Source organism: Intrasporangium oryzae NRRL B-24470, from assembly GCF_000576595.1.
GTDB lineage: Bacteria > Actinomycetota > Actinomycetes > Actinomycetales > Dermatophilaceae > Intrasporangium_C > Intrasporangium_C oryzae.
In genome coordinates this window covers 58,057-75,488 of the sequence record NZ_AWSA01000004.1, presented here as the reverse complement: position 1 = coordinate 75,488, position 17,432 = coordinate 58,057, and the positions used below count along the sequence as shown (strand labels likewise).

The 17,432-nt window shown below is 69.3% G+C and carries 14 protein-coding genes and 1 pseudogene; 5 read left to right on the top strand and 10 right to left on the bottom strand.

Features of this window, described 5'->3' with window-relative positions:
* Nucleotides 1-63 precede the first annotated feature (63 nt).
* Nucleotides 64-1,074, bottom strand: a complete 1,011-nt coding sequence (locus N865_RS02730) for an aldo/keto reductase family protein (protein WP_034801455.1) — start codon at nucleotides 1,072-1,074, stop codon at nucleotides 64-66.
* Nucleotides 1,075-1,171: 97 nt separating this feature from the next.
* Here N865_RS02730 and N865_RS21545 point away from each other — a divergent pair, with 97 nt between their 5' ends.
* The 3 genes from N865_RS21545 to N865_RS02715 all read left to right on the top strand — a co-directional run bounded on the left by N865_RS21545 (nucleotide 1,172) and on the right by N865_RS02715 (nucleotide 4,341).
* Nucleotides 1,172-2,302 (top strand): DUF2231 domain-containing protein, encoded by a 1,131-nt coding sequence (locus tag N865_RS21545; protein ID WP_051509971.1) that lies wholly within the window; start codon nucleotides 1,172-1,174, stop codon nucleotides 2,300-2,302.
* Between the two features lie 159 nt (nucleotides 2,303-2,461).
* The gene (locus N865_RS02720; protein WP_034801268.1) at nucleotides 2,462-3,589 is read left to right on the top strand and encodes a hypothetical protein; all 1,128 of its coding nucleotides are present in this window, start codon (nucleotides 2,462-2,464) and stop codon (nucleotides 3,587-3,589) included.
* 92 nt (nucleotides 3,590-3,681) lie between these two features.
* Nucleotides 3,682-4,341, top strand: coding sequence for an NAD(P)-dependent oxidoreductase (locus N865_RS02715; protein ID WP_084327886.1), 660 nt, complete (start codon nucleotides 3,682-3,684; stop codon nucleotides 4,339-4,341).
* Between the two features lie 48 nt (nucleotides 4,342-4,389).
* Here the strand turns inward: N865_RS02715 and N865_RS02710 are convergent, their stop codons facing one another.
* The gene (locus N865_RS02710) at nucleotides 4,390-5,703 is read right to left on the bottom strand and encodes an adenylate/guanylate cyclase domain-containing protein (RefSeq protein ID WP_051509967.1); all 1,314 of its coding nucleotides are present in this window, start codon (nucleotides 5,701-5,703) and stop codon (nucleotides 4,390-4,392) included.
* Nucleotides 5,704-5,853: 150 nt separating this feature from the next.
* Between N865_RS02710 and N865_RS02705 the strand changes: the two genes are divergently transcribed.
* Nucleotides 5,854-6,267, top strand: coding sequence for a hypothetical protein (locus tag N865_RS02705; protein WP_034801266.1), 414 nt, complete (start codon nucleotides 5,854-5,856; stop codon nucleotides 6,265-6,267).
* Between the two features lie 58 nt (nucleotides 6,268-6,325).
* Here the strand turns inward: N865_RS02705 and N865_RS23425 are convergent, their stop codons facing one another.
* From N865_RS23425 to N865_RS23415, 3 genes and pseudogenes are all read right to left on the bottom strand, one after another.
* Nucleotides 6,326-7,033 (bottom strand): DEAD/DEAH box helicase, encoded by a 708-nt coding sequence (locus N865_RS23425; protein ID WP_245603640.1) that lies wholly within the window; start codon nucleotides 7,031-7,033, stop codon nucleotides 6,326-6,328.
* Nucleotides 6,931-7,416, bottom strand: a complete 486-nt coding sequence (locus N865_RS23420) for a hypothetical protein (RefSeq protein WP_245603646.1) — start codon at nucleotides 7,414-7,416, stop codon at nucleotides 6,931-6,933. The genes N865_RS23425 and N865_RS23420 overlap by 103 nt, the downstream gene beginning before the upstream one ends.
* A gap of 152 nt (nucleotides 7,417-7,568) precedes the next feature.
* Nucleotides 7,569-7,829 (bottom strand): annotated as a pseudogene (locus N865_RS23415) (nuclease-related domain-containing protein); the annotation flags it as partial.
* 167 nt (nucleotides 7,830-7,996) lie between these two features.
* On the opposite strand from N865_RS23415, the gene N865_RS02695 reads away from it, so the two are divergent.
* Entirely contained in the window at nucleotides 7,997-9,691 is a 1,695-nt protein-coding gene (locus N865_RS02695; RefSeq protein ID WP_157557530.1) for an SWIM zinc finger family protein, read from the top strand.
* 11 nt (nucleotides 9,692-9,702) lie between these two features.
* On the opposite strand, the gene N865_RS02690 is transcribed toward N865_RS02695, so the two are convergent.
* The 5 genes from N865_RS02690 to N865_RS02670 form a co-directional block, all read right to left on the bottom strand.
* Nucleotides 9,703-10,707, bottom strand: a complete 1,005-nt coding sequence (locus tag N865_RS02690) for an HNH endonuclease (RefSeq protein WP_245603639.1) — start codon at nucleotides 10,705-10,707, stop codon at nucleotides 9,703-9,705.
* A gap of 19 nt (nucleotides 10,708-10,726) precedes the next feature.
* Nucleotides 10,727-11,557 (bottom strand): hypothetical protein, encoded by an 831-nt coding sequence (locus N865_RS22575; RefSeq protein ID WP_157557529.1) that lies wholly within the window; start codon nucleotides 11,555-11,557, stop codon nucleotides 10,727-10,729.
* A 159-nt stretch (nucleotides 11,558-11,716) separates the two neighbouring features.
* Nucleotides 11,717-14,635 (bottom strand): vitamin B12-dependent ribonucleotide reductase, encoded by a 2,919-nt coding sequence (locus N865_RS02680; RefSeq protein WP_034801262.1) that lies wholly within the window; start codon nucleotides 14,633-14,635, stop codon nucleotides 11,717-11,719.
* Between the two features lie 134 nt (nucleotides 14,636-14,769).
* Nucleotides 14,770-15,264, bottom strand: coding sequence for a transcriptional regulator NrdR (nrdR, locus tag N865_RS02675; RefSeq protein WP_034801261.1), 495 nt, complete (start codon nucleotides 15,262-15,264; stop codon nucleotides 14,770-14,772).
* A gap of 412 nt (nucleotides 15,265-15,676) precedes the next feature.
* Nucleotides 15,677-17,422 (bottom strand): alpha/beta hydrolase, encoded by a 1,746-nt coding sequence (locus tag N865_RS02670; RefSeq protein ID WP_157557528.1) that lies wholly within the window; start codon nucleotides 17,420-17,422, stop codon nucleotides 15,677-15,679.
* Between the last annotated feature and the right edge of the window lie 10 nt (nucleotides 17,423-17,432).

Sequence of the window (17,432 nt, the reverse complement as noted above, 5' to 3'; positions counted from 1 at the left end):
CTCGGCGGGCGAGCGCTCGCCCGCCGAGCGGCATACGTGGCTCGGTGCCTGACGCCGGGGGGGTCAGGCGACGCGCGTCTGGGGCGCGTTCTCCATCGTCTTGGCGGGGTCGGTCTCGACGATGTCGCCGAGGGCGGCGTCGATCCGCTTCATGAGCTCGGGCTCGAGCTTCACGCCGGCGGCCTTGACGTTCTCGGCGACCTGCTCCGGGCGCGAGGCACCGACGAGCGCGGAGGCGACGTTGGGGTTCTGGAGGACCCACGCGACCGCGAGCTGGGCCATCGTCAGTCCCGCGTCGTCGGCGACCGGCTTGAGGGCCTGGACGCGCGTGAGGACGTCGTCGTTCATGAACCGCTTGATCATGTCGGCGCCGCCCTTCTCGTCGGCGGCTCGCGAGCCGGAGGGGGGCTGCTGGCCCGGGAGGTACTTGCCCGTGAGGACGCCCTGGGCGACCGGGCTCCAGACGATCTGGGAGACCCCGAGCTCCTCGCACGCCGGGACGACCTCGGCCTCGATGACGCGCCACAGCATGGAGTACTGCGGCTGGCTCGAGATGAGCTGGAAGCCGAGCTCCTTCGCGAGCGCGACGCCCTCGCGGATCTGGTCGGCAGTCCATTCGCTGACGCCGATGTAGAGCGCCTTGCCCTGGCGGACGATGTCGGCGAAGGCCTGCATCGTCTCCTCGAGTGGCGTCTCCGTGTCGTAGCGGTGCGCCTGGTAGAGGTCGACGTAGTCGGTCCGGAGGCGCTTCAGCGAGCCGTTGATCGACTCCATGACGTGCTTGCGCGACAGGCCCGTGTCGTTCTTGCCGCCGGGGCCGGTCGGCCAGTAGACCTTCGTGAAGATCTCGAGGCTCTCGCGGCGCTCGCCCTTGAGGGCCTCCCCGAGGACGGTCTCCGCCGCGGTGTTCGCGTACACGTCGGCCGTGTCGAAGGTCGAGATGCCTGCATCGAGGGCGGCGCGCACGCACTGCGTGGCGACGTCGTTCTCGACCTGGGAGCCGTGGGTGAGCCAGTTGCCGTAGGTGATCTCGGAGATCTTGAGCCCGCTGTTGCCGAGGTATCGGAATTCCATGGTGCCCACCGTATGCCGGTCGGCGGGCGCGCCGCAGACGGGCTCGGGTCGCGGCCGGCGCTGCTTGGGCCGGGCCGCCACCGGGTACGACCTCTGCATGACCTCCATACCGACATACGCAGAGCAGAAGCCACGCCTTCCTCTCGCCGCCCAGGCGGCGACTGCACTGGAGGCCGAGGACCGCCTCGACATCGTCGCCGACCGCGTGAGCCAACTGACCGGTCGGCTGGCGCGGTCCGCCGCCGGCCCGGCGCTGCGCGGCGAGTGGCTGGGCCACGCACTCCATCCGCTCCTCACCGACCTTCCCATCGGGATGTGGACGGCCATGTCGGTCCTCGACTTCCTCGGCGGGAAGGAGGCTCGACCGGCCGCGCAGCGCCTGCTCGGGGTCGGGCTCCTCGCCGTCGCGCCCACCGCGCTGTCGGGCTGGGCCGAGTGGCACGAGGCCGATCGCCCCGCACAGCGCGTCGGGCTGGCCCACGCGGCCCTCAACATCGCCGGGATCGCCTTCTACGCCCGCTCGTGGTCGGCACGCCGCCGCGGCCACCACCTCCGCGGCGTCGGCCTCTCGGTGGCGGGCGCCTGCATGACCGGCGCGGCCGGCTACCTCGGTGGCCACCTGGCCGCGGTCCGGAAGGTCTCGACCGTGCATCCCGGGTTCGAACGGCACGACGAGCCTGCAGTCAGGAACCCGACCATGAACGGGAGTGCCATGCATGACGGGAGCGGCGCCCGAACCGGGCTGCTCGAGGTCGTGACCGGCCAGCACGCGAGGATCACGGCGCTCGCGCGGCGGGTCTCCTCGACGGCGGGCGTGGAGCGGGCCCACGCGCTCCAGGAGCTGCTCTCCTACCTCGCCGGCCATGAGGCGGTCGAGGAGGAGCTCATCCACCCGCTGATCCCGACGGTGGGTCAGCGGGAGGTCGGCGTCCAGCGGGCTCGTGAGGAGGAAGGCGCGGCCCAGCAGATCGAGCGACTCGAGGAGCTCGACTCGGACTCGCCGACGTTCGGGATGCAGTTCGGGCTCCTGGAGGAGGCCATCTCCCACCATGCCAAGGCCGAGGAGACCGAGGAGCTGCCCCGCGTCATCTCCCGCCTCAGCCGCGACGACGAGGCAATGATCGTCAGGGCCTTCACCGCGCAGGAGGCCGGCGTCCCGGAGCGCCACGGGACCTTCGCAGAGATGCTCCGGTCGGCCAAGGCGGACGTGCGCGCCCTCTCCGCCTGACCCGACGCCGCCTGACCCGACGCCGCCTCGCCCGGCCGTCTGAGACCGAGCCCGTACGCCGCCCGCCCGGCCCCGTGAGCCGGCGGAGCGGCATACGGGCTGGGTCGACGCTGGGTGCCGCTGCGAGCGCCGTCGGCAAGGCTCGGGGAGGATGGGCGGGTGAGCGTGGTCGTGGCGGTGCTCGGCATCGCGGTCGTCGTCCTGACGTGGGTCAGCGTCCTCGGGGTGCTCGTCGTCCCCCGGCGCACGCGCGAGCCCCTCACGCGTGCCGTCAACGCGCTGACCGATGCCGGCTTCAGGCTCCTCACCACGCGCGTGCACAGCTATCGCCGTCGTGACCGCATCCTCGCGGGCCAAGCGGCCGTCGTCATCCTGGTGCAGCTGGGCGCGTGGCTCTGCCTCTTCTACCTCGGTTTCGCCCTCATCCTTCACAGCATCGACCGCAACGGCATCCGTGACGCCTTCGCACAGGCAGGATCGTCGCTCTTCACGCTGGGCTATGCCGGTCCGGACACGGGGCCGCTCAGCGTCGTCGACTACGTCGCGGCCGCGACGGGGCTCGTCGTCGTCGCGCTGCAGATCGGCTACCTGCCGACGCTCTACAGCGCGTTCAACCGGCGCGAGACCGAGGTGACCCTCCTCGCGAGCCGTGCCGGGACCCCGGCCTGGGGCCCCGAGATCCTCGCCCGAACGCGTTTTGGCGTCGGGGAGGACGACGAGGGCGCAGTGATGGACGAGTTCTACCTCGGCTGGGAGCGGTGGGCCGCCGACGTCAGCGAGAGCCACGCCAACTACCCCGTACTCATGCGCTTCCGGTCACCTGCGAAGTACTCCTCGTGGGTCGTGGCCCTCGTGGCCGTCATGGACTCCGCAGCCCTGTGGCTCGCCCTCTCGCCCGGTCGCGCTCCTGCGGTGGAGGCTCGGCTCGCCCTGAGGATGGGTTTCACCGCACTGCACGAGATCGCCGAGACGCTCGGGATCCCCTTCGACCGGGACCCGGACCCGGACGGAGAGCTGGCCCTTTCGTACGGGGAGTTCCTCACCGGCATCGAACGGATCCGGTCGACGACGTTCGTCATGGAACGCAGCGCTGAGGAGGCGTGGCCGGACTTCCGCGGCTGGCGGGTGAACTACGAGCCCGTGGCGTACGCCCTCGCAGAACGACTCGACGTCGTGCCGGCCCCGTGGACCGGCACCCGGCGAACGGGCGACGCCACGGTCGAGCCGATCCGGCCACCGAACCGCCGGCCGACGCCCGCGGCCCCACGCTCCACCGGGTCCGATTGATGTGAAACGCCCCTGGCACCGGGTGTGAATCACATCAACCCGGGCCCGTGACGGTTACCCTCGACCGAGGTCCGGAGCCGGGAGGGGACGACATGCGGGTGACGATCTTCGGCGCAACCGGGTCGACGGGTCAGCTCCTCGTGGAGCGCGCCCTCGGCCAGGGTCACCTCGTCACGGCGTTCGCGCGGAATCCTGACCGGCTCGAGCCCAGGCCCGGTCTCACCGTCGTCGGCGGTGCGATCGACGATCCCGACGCCGTGGGGCCCGCGGTGTCAGGCGCGGACGTGGTCATCAGCCTTCTCGGGCCCGGCCGCGACCGGTCCAGCGTGCCGTCCCTCGTGCCAGGCATGCGGACGATCGTGACGGCGATGGAGGCCGCGGACGTCAAGCGACTGGTCGCCACGCTGACTCCGTCCGCCCCCGACACCAGCGACGGCAAGGACCTGCGAGTCACCCTGCTGGTCAAGGCAGTTCGCTTCACTCTCCCCTACGCCTACAACGCCGTCCGCGGCATGGACGAGGTCATCCGCTCCTCTGCGCTGGACTGGACCATCGTCCGCGTGCCGGTGCTCCACGACAACCCCACGAGCCTCCCCGCGGTGACCCGTTCCGTCGGCGAGCCGGGCAGCATGCGGCTCGCGCGGGCCGGTCTCGCAGCCTTCCTTCTCGACGCGGCCCAGGACCCCGCCTGGATCCGCCGGGCCCCCTTGCTCGCCGACACCCCACCGAGCGCCACCCTCGAAGCCGGCTGAACGGCATACGGCCGACGGCGACCGGCCCGAGCGAGCTGCGGAAAGGCGTCACGGTCGGCCGGCGTCCGGCGCGCGCGAAGGTGGAGCCGGGCCGTCGAGCAGATAGGTCGTCATCGGGCCCTTTCCCTTGACGACAACGGTGCCCCGACGGCGGACGGAGAACGTGCCTCGCAGTGCGTCCGCGACGCGCTCGGTGACCTGGATCTCGCCGGGGAGCCCGTGGGACTCCATCCGGCTGGCGGTGTTGACCGTGTCGCCCCACAGGTCGTAGATGAACCTCCGCCGGCCGATCACGCCGGCGACCGCCGGGCCGGTGTCGATCCCGATGCGCACGGCTAGCCAGCCGTAGCCGGGCTCGCGCGCGATGGCTGCGAGCTCGGCACGCATCGCCAGGCCGGCCCGCGCGACCGCCTCGAGGTGGTCCGGGCGTCGGTCGGGCACCCCCGCCGCGAGCATGTAGGCATCGCCGATCGTCTTGATCTTCTCGACCCCCTCTGCATCCGCCACTCGGTCGAAGGCGGAGAACACCCGGTCGAGCACCGCGACGAGCTCGTCGGGTGCCATGATCTGCGACCGCTCAGTGAACCCGACGAGGTCGGCGAAGAGGACGCTCACGTCGTCGTACTGCTCGGCGATGACGCCCGTCCGCTGCTTGAGTCGCTCCGCGATCGGCTCAGGAAGGACATTGAGCAGCAGGCGCTGCGACCGCTCCTGCTCGCCCTCGAGCGCGAGGCGGGCCAGCTCACGCTGCTCGACGAAGTACCCGAGCATGACGTACGCGCTCACCGTCACGCCGATGACGTTGAGCACGAACAAGGTGACGACCAGGCCCGTCGGCAGGATCGCCGGATGCCGGGCAAGGCTCGGGTCGATGGCGGCGAGCAGGACGAGCTCGGCGAAGACGGCGACGAGCCAGGCGAGGGAGCCACGCACGCCCAGCAGGGCCAGTGCGGCAAGCGGCACGAAGGTCGACCAGAGGACCATGCCGCTCGACGCGACGAAGCCGCCGAGCGACGCCTGGAGCAGCGCGGGCAGGACAAGGAACATGAGCAGCTGCGTCGTCCGGAAGACCCCGAACCTCCGGGTCCGCGCCAGCACGACGACGCCGGCAACCGTGACCACCTGGTAGAGGGCGGGGATCGCCGCGGAGCGTGGATCGCCATGGGCGAGGTAGATCACGACCCAGACGCAGGAAAGCAGCACGATGAGCAGGGACGCGAGGATCAGCATCCCCTGCCGGAGCATCGCGTCACGTGAGTCGCCGGGCCGCGCGCCGAGCGCGGAGAGCCGCTCGAGGAGGCGCAGGACCGCGCCCCCGGGTCCGCCCGGGACCGGCGTCGGCAGGACGTCGGCTGCGCCCATGGGCCGATGCTACGGCGCCGGCACAGGTCGACGACACGAAACGGCATACCTGTGCCCCACCCGGAATCCTCAAGTGCACTCGAACGTTGAACCGGGTGCGCACGGCCGGCGTCTAGAGGTCGTGCGCCGTGGCGAGCAGGAGGTGAGGCCATGCAGAACCACAACAGGTACGAAGAGATCGAGGAGCAGGACGGCACGATCCTGCGGTATGCCCACCACGAGAACGGCGACGGGCTCGTGGAGTCGACCGCGGTCGTCGACCCGTCTGCCTACGTCGCGAGGTCGGCCTGGGTCGACCCCGGCGCGCGAGTCGAGGCCGGTGCCCGGGTCGGCGCCGGCGCGTGGGTGGACCGCGACGCCGTCGTGCACGCGGGGGCGGTCGTGCGCTCGAGCGCCCACATCGGCGCGGGGGCCGTCATCGGCCGCGGAGCGAAGATCGGTTCGCGCGTCAAGATCGGTTCGCGGGCGCACGTCTGGGACGGCGCGCACGTGGCCGAGGACACCATCGTTCCGGCGGGCGCCGTCGTGCGTCGCGACCGGAGGGCCGTCAGCGCGGCAGCCTGACCCTGCGGCTCGGCCGATAGCCTGACACTGCGGGCTCGCCCGACGGGCGGGTCGCGTCTCAGGCGATCCCGAGCTGGAAGGCGACCTGCGCCCCGCCGATCTCGCGGACGGTCTGCGGGTCGCCGACGACGACGAGCCGGTCCGTGGCAAGTGACATGCCGACGTAGAGCATCTCCTTGGCCCGCTCGGGGCTCTTGGTGTTGACGCAGAGGACGACGGCCTTGCGCTCGAGGCCCTTGCAGCCGAGGACGTGTCCGTAGAAGACGTCGTCCTTCTCCCAGAAGGAGCGCCAATAGCCGGTCGGACCCTCCGACTCCCACCGCTCGGTCTGGATCGGGTGGCGTGAGCCCATCGTGAGAAGGGCGACGTGCTCGGGACCCCATCCCTCGCCGAGGAGCCGGTCGACATGGTCGTCGGCGACGTCGACGACGTCCCCGCGGGCGCACGGGACGAACGTCACCTCGGCCCCCTCGCCGCCGCGTAGGTGCATGCGCATCGGTGCGAGCGGCGCGAAGGCCTTGGCGATCTGCCGGGTATTGCGCAGGTTGTGGTCGAGGACCAGCGGCACGAGCGGCACCGGGGGACGCCCGAAGCGCGCGAAGATGCGCTGGTTCTCGTCGGAGTAGACGTAGAGCCCGCCCTCCTCCTCGTCCTTCAACGCCTTCATGAGCGGGTGCCACCAGTGGTCGGCGAAGTCCTGCGCCTCGTCGACGATGACGGCGTCGAAGCGCTTTGACTCCGGGAGCTCGGCGGCGATGTCGCGCATCTGCTCGGGCTGTCGTCGCGGTCGGCGAACTCTTTGATGCCCCAGTGCCGCGCGAGGTCTTCGAAGTTGCCCACGAAGGCGGGCCGGTGGTGTCGGTTGGCCGTGGCGAGCTGTCGCTTGAAGTACTCGCTCAGGCCGATCGAGTAGCAGAGCAGCGCGACGCGCTGCGGCTTGCGCTCTCCCTGTCCGCGCGTCAGGTCCTTGGCCTGGGTCAGCGCCAGGATCGTCTTGCCCGAGCCCGCTCCCCCGCGGACCTCCATGCGCGTGATGAGACGGGTGACCTTGAGGAGAGCGGCCTGTTCCTGGGTGAGACGGTCGGCCGCGGCCTCCTGCTCGTCCGCCTCGGCCGTGATGGCGTATGCCGGGAAGCTGCGTCCCAGCACGATCTCCTGGATGAGTGCTCGAGGGTGGTGAAGGGGAGCACGACGGCGTGGCCCCAGCGGACCCGCGTGCGCGAGGTGTCGCGCCAGCGCGGATCACGCTCGACGTACGCACGCAGGGCGTACTTGCCGTCCCGACACTGGTCGACCGGATGGATCACCTTGTGGCGGTTGAGGTTTCCCTGGTGCCACTCGCCCCGGTCGTCCACCCAGACGTCGCCGCCCTTGACTTCGAGGACCACGATGCCGACCTCGGGCATGAGGACGACGAAGTCGAGCTCGTAGTCCTTCTTCTCGTTCGTGAGGCGCAGGTTCGGGAGGACGACCCAGTCGTCGCCCTTCTGCTTCTGGAGCAGGTCCCAGACGATCCGCTCCGCCTCGTTGGAGAACTGCTGGCTACCCCCGTCGGTGATCACGGCGCCACACTATTGGCCCGGTTCGTCCGAAGTGCCGGAACCGCGCAGGCAGCGCCCCGATCGGCTACCTGCGCGGGGCCTCGGCCCGAGCAGCGGCCGGAGACGCGGTGACTCGTCATTCGAGAGCCGCCCACCTGCGGGGCTCCTGTGTTGTGCAGACTGTGCGCATGGCGAAGGTGATCGACGGCGCGCTCTCTGAGTCCGCCCTCCGTTCGGCAGCAGGAGAGCGGATCTTCGGCCGGGGTGAGGACATGGTCGAGCAGGTTCGCGGACTGCGCCTGGAGCCCGGGAGAGCAGCGGCGAGCGTGCAGGGCAAAAGGGTGCACACGACGTCGCTGGAGTGGTCTTCCGCCCATCTCAACGGCACGTGCTCCTGCTCGCCGCATGATCGAGAACACTGGTGCCCGCACATGGTCGCGGTAGGTCTCGCTGCCCTCGACTCGGTTCACATACCGGCGGCCGACGTCTCCTCGTCGCCAGTTCACCGGTACCTCGCCCAGCTCGACAGGACCGAGCTCACCGATCTCGTGAACGAGCTCGCCGCTCTCGACGCGGCGGCGACACGGCTCCTCGAGTCTCGGGCTGCCCTCGCGACCGGTGACCTCTCGACGCTCGCCGAGGAGCTGATGGAGGCCGTCAAGCGCGCCACGTCTCCGCGTGGCTTCATCCACTATCGGCGCACCTTCGAGATCGGAAGCGACATCCAGAGCGTGCTCGACGACCTGGAGGAGCTGGTCGACCACGGTGGATCCGACGTTGCTCGCCCGGCCCTCCTCAAGGCCCTCACCGCGACTCGGCGCCTGACCCTGCACGCGGACGACTCGGGTGGTGTGATCGGGGACGCCTGCCAAGCCGCCGCCGACCTGTACGCTCGCGCGTGCCGAGAGGGAGACCCCGACGGCGTCAAGCTCGCGCGCTGGCTGCTGAAGTTCCGCAAGGACAGTCCCGGATGGCCCGAGACGCCACTCGATGGCTTCGCGCCCGCGATGGGCGACAAGGGTCTGGCTCTCTACAGGAAGGGCGTCCTGGAGCTCGACGTCGAAATGCGTGGGCGCGATCAGATCGAGCGCTTCGGCGTCGACCAGATGTTGCTCGAGCTCGCGGATCACGACGGTGACGTCGAGGCCGCGATCGCAGTGCTGTCTCGTGACCCCAAGAGGCTCGCCTACGGGGAGGTCATCAACCGGCTCGTCGCTGCCGGACGCGAGACCGAGGCCCTGGCCTGGACCGACCGGGCGGTAGCAGCCGGACGCGTTGGTCTTCTCGAGGGGTACGGGCAACGCAACGAGTACTGGCTCGACCCCGTTGAGGTCGCAGACCGGTATTTGGCGCACGACCGGCGCGATGATGCCCTCGCCGTGCTGAGACGCGCCTTCTCCCGACAACCCGGCCGAGCGGCATACGAGGTCGTGGGGCGTTTCGCCGATCGCCTGGATCACGGAGCAGTCGAACGCGCATGGGCCCGCGACGAGGCCCGCCGCGCCGCCCAAGGGCCCCACGCGACGGGTCAGGCGCTCGTCGAGATCTTCCTCGGCGATGGGGACCTCGAGGCGGCCTGGGGCGCTGCCGACGAGTTCGGACCGGGGGACGCGTGGTCGCGCCTCGCGGAGGCGAGCAAAGAGGTCCGCCCGATGCAGGCCGTCGCGTTGCACCTTGCCGCGCTCCGGCCCAAGCTCGAGCGCGCTGACCCGCGAATGTACGCCGAGGTCGCCAAGCAGCTCGTCACGATGCGGGCGTTCTACGAGGCGGGTGGCGCCCTCGATGCCTTCGAGGCACTAATCAGGGAACTGCGCGAGACTTACCGTCGCCGTCCGACGTTCATCGCGGCCCTCGACAGGGCCCGACTGCCCGGACGCACCTGAGCGGGAAGGCCCTACCCAACCTGACGGAACCGGTCGAACTCGATCTCGAGCAGCGCTGGGTCCGGGTACTCGGACCTCGCGCGAGGCAGGACCATCAGCCTCTGGTTGTGCCGGGCCTTGAGCCCATGCTCGAGCATCGGGCCGTCGATCTCTTCGAGGAGATCGGCCCTGATCTGGACCACGAGGTCAGGACGAATCCCCAGGATGTTGGCATCGAAGGCGGCATGGTGGATCTTGCAGAGCGCCAATCCGTTTCGGACAGAAGCGATCCCGCGGTCGTGGCTGTCGGCGACGATGTGAGCGGCGTCAAGCAGCTGACCATGGCGAAGCGCGCAGACGGCGCACTGGGTGTTGTAGGCACGCATGACGGTGGCTCGGAACACCGGCTGGTGCACCCGCTGCCTCGTCTCCCGGAGGACGTACCGGAGGACGTGCTCCTCCACCGGGCTGTCCGGGCGGGTGAGACCGAGGGTCTGCTCGTGGGCGACGACGAACTGGTGCTGTTGCGGTTCTTCCGCGATGAAGAAGACGGGGAAGATCGGCTGGTAGCGGCCAGGGCCGACCCCGAAGAACCAGATGAGGGGCAGACCGCGCTCCATGGCCGCTCGGAGCGCACGGTTCTCGGGATGGTCACCGTCGTCACCTCGCCATTTGTAACGGATGAAGCCGTCGGGGCCCTGGCTGTCCTCGTACGGTCGCGTCGCGCCCTCAGGCTGGTACACCGTGCGAATCGAGAGAGCCGCGTCGAGGACCGCCGGTTTGCGAATGCCCCGCTGGGCGTCCATCAGCGGAACATTCCGGCCCTCGAACTCGAAGTCACGCAGCTCCTCCGAGTGAATGGAATCCAGACCGTCGTTCGTCCGGACCGTGAGCCAGGCCATCGCAGCCCGTCGCAACGCCATGTCTTGCTCGGGCCCCCAGGTCGCCATGGGTGCAGCTTGCCAGGTTCTCGCGGGGGGATGCGGGCGGCGTTCATCGGATTCGGCGCGAGTGTCCGATGGCCGACGCAGCGCCACCAATACCTCTGTCCCGGAGTCACTTCGCGGTAGAGAGCATGGACGCCTGAGCAGGTCGCGATCGGTACTGGCCGCGCTCGATCGTCCGGATCCGGTGGCAGTTCGCGCAGACGCACTCGCACTTGACGAGCTCAGCGACGATCTCGGTCCAAGGACGATTGTTGGCGATGAGCTTAGACACAGGGGCAACCTTGTGCCCCCGCACATGATCGAAGTCGAGGCTCCTTGCCCAACCCTGCCAGTCGCAGTCATGGCATCCGAGCCCCAACTTCAGAAGGTCGATCCGGTCTTGGTGATCCAGACGTCGCTGCCATGACGGAGGCAATCGGTCTGCCTTACGCATCGTTGACGGTTGAGCGGCGGCTGTCGCCAGTCGATGGCATCGAGTGCACCGCGGCAAGCATTTGGCGAGTTCCTCACGGATCCGCTTTTCCGAGGCACACATCGTGACCATCCTCGAGACGTTGTCGTGCTTCTCTGCCGGGTCGAGATGATCCGGTTCGATCGCCCGGACGTCTGCATAGCCACAGTCGGCGCAGCCCTGACGCTTCCAGTCGATGACGATCGCCTGCAGGCGAGCACGCGCCTTCTTGAGCTCCCAGGTAGCGCCATGACGGTTTCTCCGGTCGCGCTGCCACTGGCGCGACTGCTTCCGATACTCCTCATTTGCCCAGCGCCGCTGGTTCCTGGCCGCCGTCTTGGCCTTGCCCTCCTCGCTCTGCCGTGCCCGCCGCTGGGCCTCGCGACAGATGCCATGCAGACCGCTGTACCTCCGGGACTCCTTGTTGAATGCCGAGGCCGGATGCTCCGTCTGACAGGCGGGACACCAGATCGGAGTGTCCGGACGCACCTCATGAGCGGGCGGCCTCCTGTGTCGCTTTCTCTTCTCCGACATGGCAACTCCCGGACTCGGCGTTGTTACCCCTTTCTACCTGCCGGCGCGGACAGCGCTGGTTGACAGCCCGAAGGGCCCGGACGATCGTCCGGGCCCTTCGGGTTTGCTGATTGGTCAGCTGCAGCCGCTCGTGCTGCCACAGCCCTCGCACACGTAGCACGATCCGGCCGGGCGCATCTTCGTGCCACACGTCATGCAGATCGGCGCGTCGGCGGAGATCCCCATGAACTTCTCGAGCAGCTCGGCCGAGCTGTGGACCTCACTGGAGGCCTCGCGGGCAGACGCCGCACCCGCCCCGGACTTGAGCTCGTCGGCCTTGTCGACCACCTTCTCCTCGGCCTTCTCCGACTTCGGCTCCGCCTTGCGGACGACCGGAGCCGACTGCTGAAGGGTCTCGAGCTCGTCCTCGAGCTCCTCGTCGGACTCGACAGAGTCGACCGCCTCGTAGGAGCCCGTCTCGAGCTGGCGAGCCCGCTCCTCCGCGGTGTGGATGCCCATGAAGGAGCGCGTGTCGAAGTCGAGGTAGTCGAGCGCCAGGCGGCGGAAGACGTAGTCCATGATCGACTGCGCCATGCGCACATCCGGGTCGTCCGTGAGGCCGGCCGGCTCGAAGCGCAGGTTGGTGAACTTCTCGACAAAGGTCTCGAGCGGCACGCCGTACTGGAGGCCGATCGACACGGCGATCGAGAAGGCGTCCATGACGCCGGCCAGGGTCGAGCCCTGCTTGCCGAACTTGAGGAAGATCTCGCCCAGGGTGTCGTCGTCATAGGTGCCGGCCGTGAGGTACCCCTCGGCCCCACCCACGGCGAACGAGGTCGTCTGCGAGGAGCGGCGCTTCGGCAGGCGGCGCCGAACCGGGCGGTACTCGATGACCTTCTCGACCTTGACCTCAGCCTCAACCTTGTCGGCGTCCTTCGACTTGGCCTTCGAGTCCGACAGCGGCTGCCCGACCTTCGATGATTCGCGGTAGCACGCGAGAGCCTTGAGGCCGAGCTTCCAGCCCTGCATGTAGACGTCAGCGATCTCCTCGACCGTCGCCGTCTCGGGCAGGTTGACCGTCTTGCTGATCGCCCCAGACAGGAACGGCTGGGTCGCGGCCATCATCCGGACGTGCCCCATCGGGGAGATGGCCCGAGTGCCAACAGCGCAGTCGAAGACCTCGTAGTGCTCCGGCTTGAGGCCAGGCGCGTCGATGACGTGGCCCTTGTCGGCGATGTACTCGACGATCGCCTCGATCGACTCCTGCTGGTAGCCGAGCTTCTTGAGCGCCCGCGGGATCGTCAGGTTGACGATCTGCATCGAGCCGCCGCCGACGAGCTTCTTGAACTTGACGAGCGAGAAGTCCGGCTCGATGCCGGTCGTGTCGCAGTCCATCATGAAGCCGATAGTCCCCGTCGGCGCCAGGACGGAGGCCTGGGCGTTGCGGTATCCGTGCTTCTCGCCGAGCTTGATGACGTCGTCCCACGCCTTCGTGGCGAGCCTGTGGATGTCGGTGTCCATCGCGTCGAGCGTCTTGATCTCGTCGTTGGCCCCCTGGTGCTTGCGCATGACGCGCTTGTGGGCCTCGGCGTTGCGGGCGTACCCGGCATAAGGACCGACGACGCCGGCCATCTCCGCCGACCGCTTGTAGGCGGCGCCCGTGAGCAGCGAGGTGATCGAAGCGGCGAGCGCGCGGCCGCCGTCGGAGTCGTAGCCGTGCCCGGTCGCCATGAGCAGCGCCCCGAGGTTGGCGTAGCCGATGCCGAGCTGGCGGTAGTTGCGCGTCGTCTCGCCGATCGGCTCGGTCGGGAAGTCGGCGAAGCAGATCGAGATGTCCATCGCCGTGATGACGAGCTCGACGACCTTCTGGAAGGTCACCGCGTCGAAGGTGTCGTCGTCACGGAGGAACTTGAGGAGGTTGAGCGAGGCGAGGTTGCACGACGAGTTGTCGAGCGACATGTACTCCGAGCACGGGTTGGACGCCGTGATGCGGCCCGTCTCGGGGTTGGTGTGCCAGGCGTTGATCGTGTCGTCGTACTGGATGCCCGGGTCGGCGCACTCCCACGCCGCCTTCGCGATCTTGCCGAAGAGCTCGCGGGCGTCGACCTCCTCGATGACCTCACCAGTGAGGCGAGCGCGCAGGCCGAACGTCCCGCCCTCCTCGACGGCCTTCATGAACTCGTCGTTGACGCGGACCGAGTTGTTGGCGTTCTGGTACTGGACGGAGACGATGTCCTTGCCGCCGAGATCCATGTCGAAGCCCGCGTCGCGCAGCGCGCGGATCTTGTCCTCCTCACGCGCCTTCGTCTCGACGAACTCCTCGATGTCGGGGTGGTCGATGTCGAGGACGACCATCTTGGCGGCGCGGCGCGTCGCGCCACCCGACTTGATCGTCCCGGCGGACGCGTCGGCGCCGCGCATGAACGACACGGGGCCGCTCGCCGTGCCGCCCGAGCTCAGGAGCTCCTTGGACGAACGGATGCGGGAGAGGTTGAGTCCGGCGCCCGAGCCGCCCTGGAAGATCTTCCCCTCTTCCTTGTACCAGTTGAGGATCGAGTCCATCGAGTCGTCGACGGAGAGGATGAAGCACGCCGAGACCTGCTGCGGGCTCTTCGTGCCGACGTTGAACCAGACGGGAGAGTTGAACGAGAAGACCTGGTGGAGCAGGGCGTGCGTGAGCTCGTGCTCGAAGATCTCGGCGTCCTCCGGGCAGGCGAAATAGCCGTTGGACTTGCCGGCGGCGACGTAGGTCAGCACGACGCGGTCGATGAGCTGCTTGAGCGAGGTCTCGCGGGCCGGGGTGCCGACGGCCCCGCGGAAGTACTTCGTCGTGACGATCGTGCTCGCGTTGACCGACCAGAAGTCGGGGAACTCGACGCCGCGCTGCTCGAAGATCGTCTCGCCCGTCTTCCAGTTCTGCTGGACGACGTCGCGCTTCTCCCAGGTCACCTCGTCGTAGGGGTGCACGCCCGGGGTCGTGTAGATGCGCTCGATCGTGACGCCCTTCTTCGCGCCTGCCTTGGAGCGTGAGCTGCGGTTTGCCATCTCCGTCATGGTTCTGCGGCCTCCCTGACCGTGGTGGGACCCCCCGAGGAGTCTCCGTGGGATTGCTCTTCTTCGTCTTCTCGTCAAACGTCAGTCTCTCGCCGACCACCGACAGCGGGGTGGGTCTGCGACAGAGTGGCTGGTTACCGCTGCGCGCCGATCTCGGGCGCCGTCTCAGGCTTCCCGAGCGCGTCACGTTCGGCTCGAAGGAGCGCGATGGCCCCCTCGAAGTCCTCGAGGCTCTCCCACGCCTGGTAGACGCTGGCGAACCGGAGGTACGCGACCTCGTCGAGCTCGCGGAGCGGTTCGAGGACGGCCATGCCGACCTCGTGCGCCTCGATCTCCGCGTTGCCCTGCGAGCGAATTGCCTCTTCGACCTTCTGTGCGAGCAAGGCCAGGTCGTCCTCGGTGACCGGGCGGCCCTGGCAGGCCTTACGGACACCGGAGAGCACCTTGGCCCGGCTGAACGGCTCGGAGGCCCCGGAGCGCTTGATGACGTTGAGACTCGAGGTCTCGAGCGTCGTGAAGCGCCGGTTGCACTCCGGGCACTGGCGCCGACGACGGATGCACGTGCCGTCGTCAGTGGTGCGTGAGTCGATGACCCGGGAGTCGGTGTGCCGGCAGAACGGGCAGTGCACCTGCGCCCACCTTCCCTTCCGATCGGTCGTCGTCCGACACCCATCCCGTATGCCGCTCAGCCGGGTCGCCCCCGGCGGCACCTGAGCGGGCACCTGGGGACACGACTGGGGACGGTCTGGGGATGACCTGTGGGTAAGTCCCGATGAGCTGGGGACTAGATGTGGACGTCTTACATCCATGTAACTACTAGATGTAGGGGTAACTCTAGGCAGGCCGTGACCTGACCGCAACCCTCGGGCGTGTCGCGACGCCTGTGGCGCGGGCCCGTGCCCCTGACCTGCGCAAACGTCTCAGGAGTCCCATCCGTCCCCGCGTGTCGCGAGACGATCAAACCACCCCAAACCCCATATCTAGGGCCCCTGCCAAGGTCCGACCCCAGATCCAGTGGCCCATCCACCCGCGTCCCCGCCGCTACAGGAGCGGCGCGAGGTCCCCCCATCGTGGGTCGGCGGCCCGCTCGGCATGCGACACCCGAACGACGAGGTCAGGTCGACCTGCGGCCACAGCGACGAGGTTGTGCTCGCTGACGGTGCCGGCTGACAGATAGTCCGAGTGGCCCGAGGCCGATGTCCACCCGTTCGCCCCTGCGGGTTTGGTGGCGGCGAGCCATGTGGCTCCCGTGACCCAGGTCGCGGGCGTCCCGTGCACGAGCCAGCCGCTCGACGCCACGAGGTCCCACGGCGCCCGGATGACGTTGAGCGCGCCGGGCTTGAGCCCGGTCTCCTCGATCCGGGCAAACGGCTCCCCGGGCGAGCCGAAGAGCGCCACATCGTCGACGCCGCTACGCAGCAACAGGGCCCTTCCGGCGAGGACCGCGCCGTAGGAGTGGGCCCACCAGGTCTGATGGGCAGGACGGTCCCGCGCGGCGTCGAGCCCATTCGCGAAGGCCGCGAGCTCGTCTGCGTTGTCGCGCGCGACCTCGCCGCTGAGGACGCTTCGTCGAGCCGTGACGATCTCGTGCATCTGCGGCGCCTCGTAGCCCAGCCACGTCACGACCGCGACGTCGCCGGCGCCGGCAACCGCCTTGGCCTCCTTGCGCATTCGCGCGAAGGTCGTGTCGTATCTGCCGAGGTCGCCGCGCACCGTCGTCGAGAGCCCACCGACGAACGTCGCGACGTGCTGGGCTCCGTCGACATCTCCGAGAGCCACGATCGCCTTGACGTTCCTCCCGCGGGCGTCGACGAGGAGCAGGCTGCGCTCGACCCCGTCCCGGCGTGCAAGGACGTCACGGATCGCACGCAGGTCGTCAACGCGCTCCTGCGCCTCGGTCCGTTCGGTCGCGTTCCACGGCGTGGCCTCCGCGATCGCCTGCCGGAGCCGCACGGATGCCGCCCGCTCGGCTTCCGCGAGCAGGGCGAGGTTGGCGGCGTGCCGGGCGCGAGCCGGGAGTCCGTCGCGTGGGCCGACCCACTGCGGGTGCTCGCGGATCGCCCACGCACGCTCCTCCGCTATAAGGCCGCGCCACCAGGCCGCCGAAGCGAACGGCAGGTCGACCGAGGGTTGGGCGTCGGGGCAGACGGCCGCGGGCCACGACCCGGAGGACGAGCAGGCCGGCACGGGAAGCTCCGTTCCCGAGCCCGTCGGCCCCGGCGACCACCACGTCGGGGATGCTGGCGGGGGCGGAAGGGCCCGGAGCCCGACGACACCGGGGTCGACCGCCGCACGGGCTGCCGCGACGATGACCCGAGCGAGCTCGACATCGGTGGCGTCAGCCTCCCGTTCGGCCTCCAGCAGGGTCCGGCGGACCTCGAGGGCGAGCAGCTCGTCCGCTCGGGCGCGGACGGCCAGCAGGACCGTGTCGCCCGAGGTCGGTCGCGCTGGGAGGACGAGACGTCCGTCGAAGTCGACCCACGCCCCCTCGCGCTCGGCCCGTCTCTCGGCGCGGCGAACGAGGTCCAGGGCCGCCTGCATCCGGGCAGCGGCTCGGACCACGGCCGCGGTGGTCACGCCGATGCGGGCGGCCACGTCCTGAAGTCGGACGACGATCCACCCGTAGCGGTCCGCTGCGCTGGCGGAGGCCGCCCCTGACCATGAGACTCCGACGGCGCGCCGCCGCAGCAGCACCTCGAGGGCGGCCACGACCCGACCCCGCTCGGCGTCGAGGTCGTGCCCGATGCCAGAGACGCCTGCGGGCCGAAACCTCCGGATGTCGGTCACGCCGAGCCGG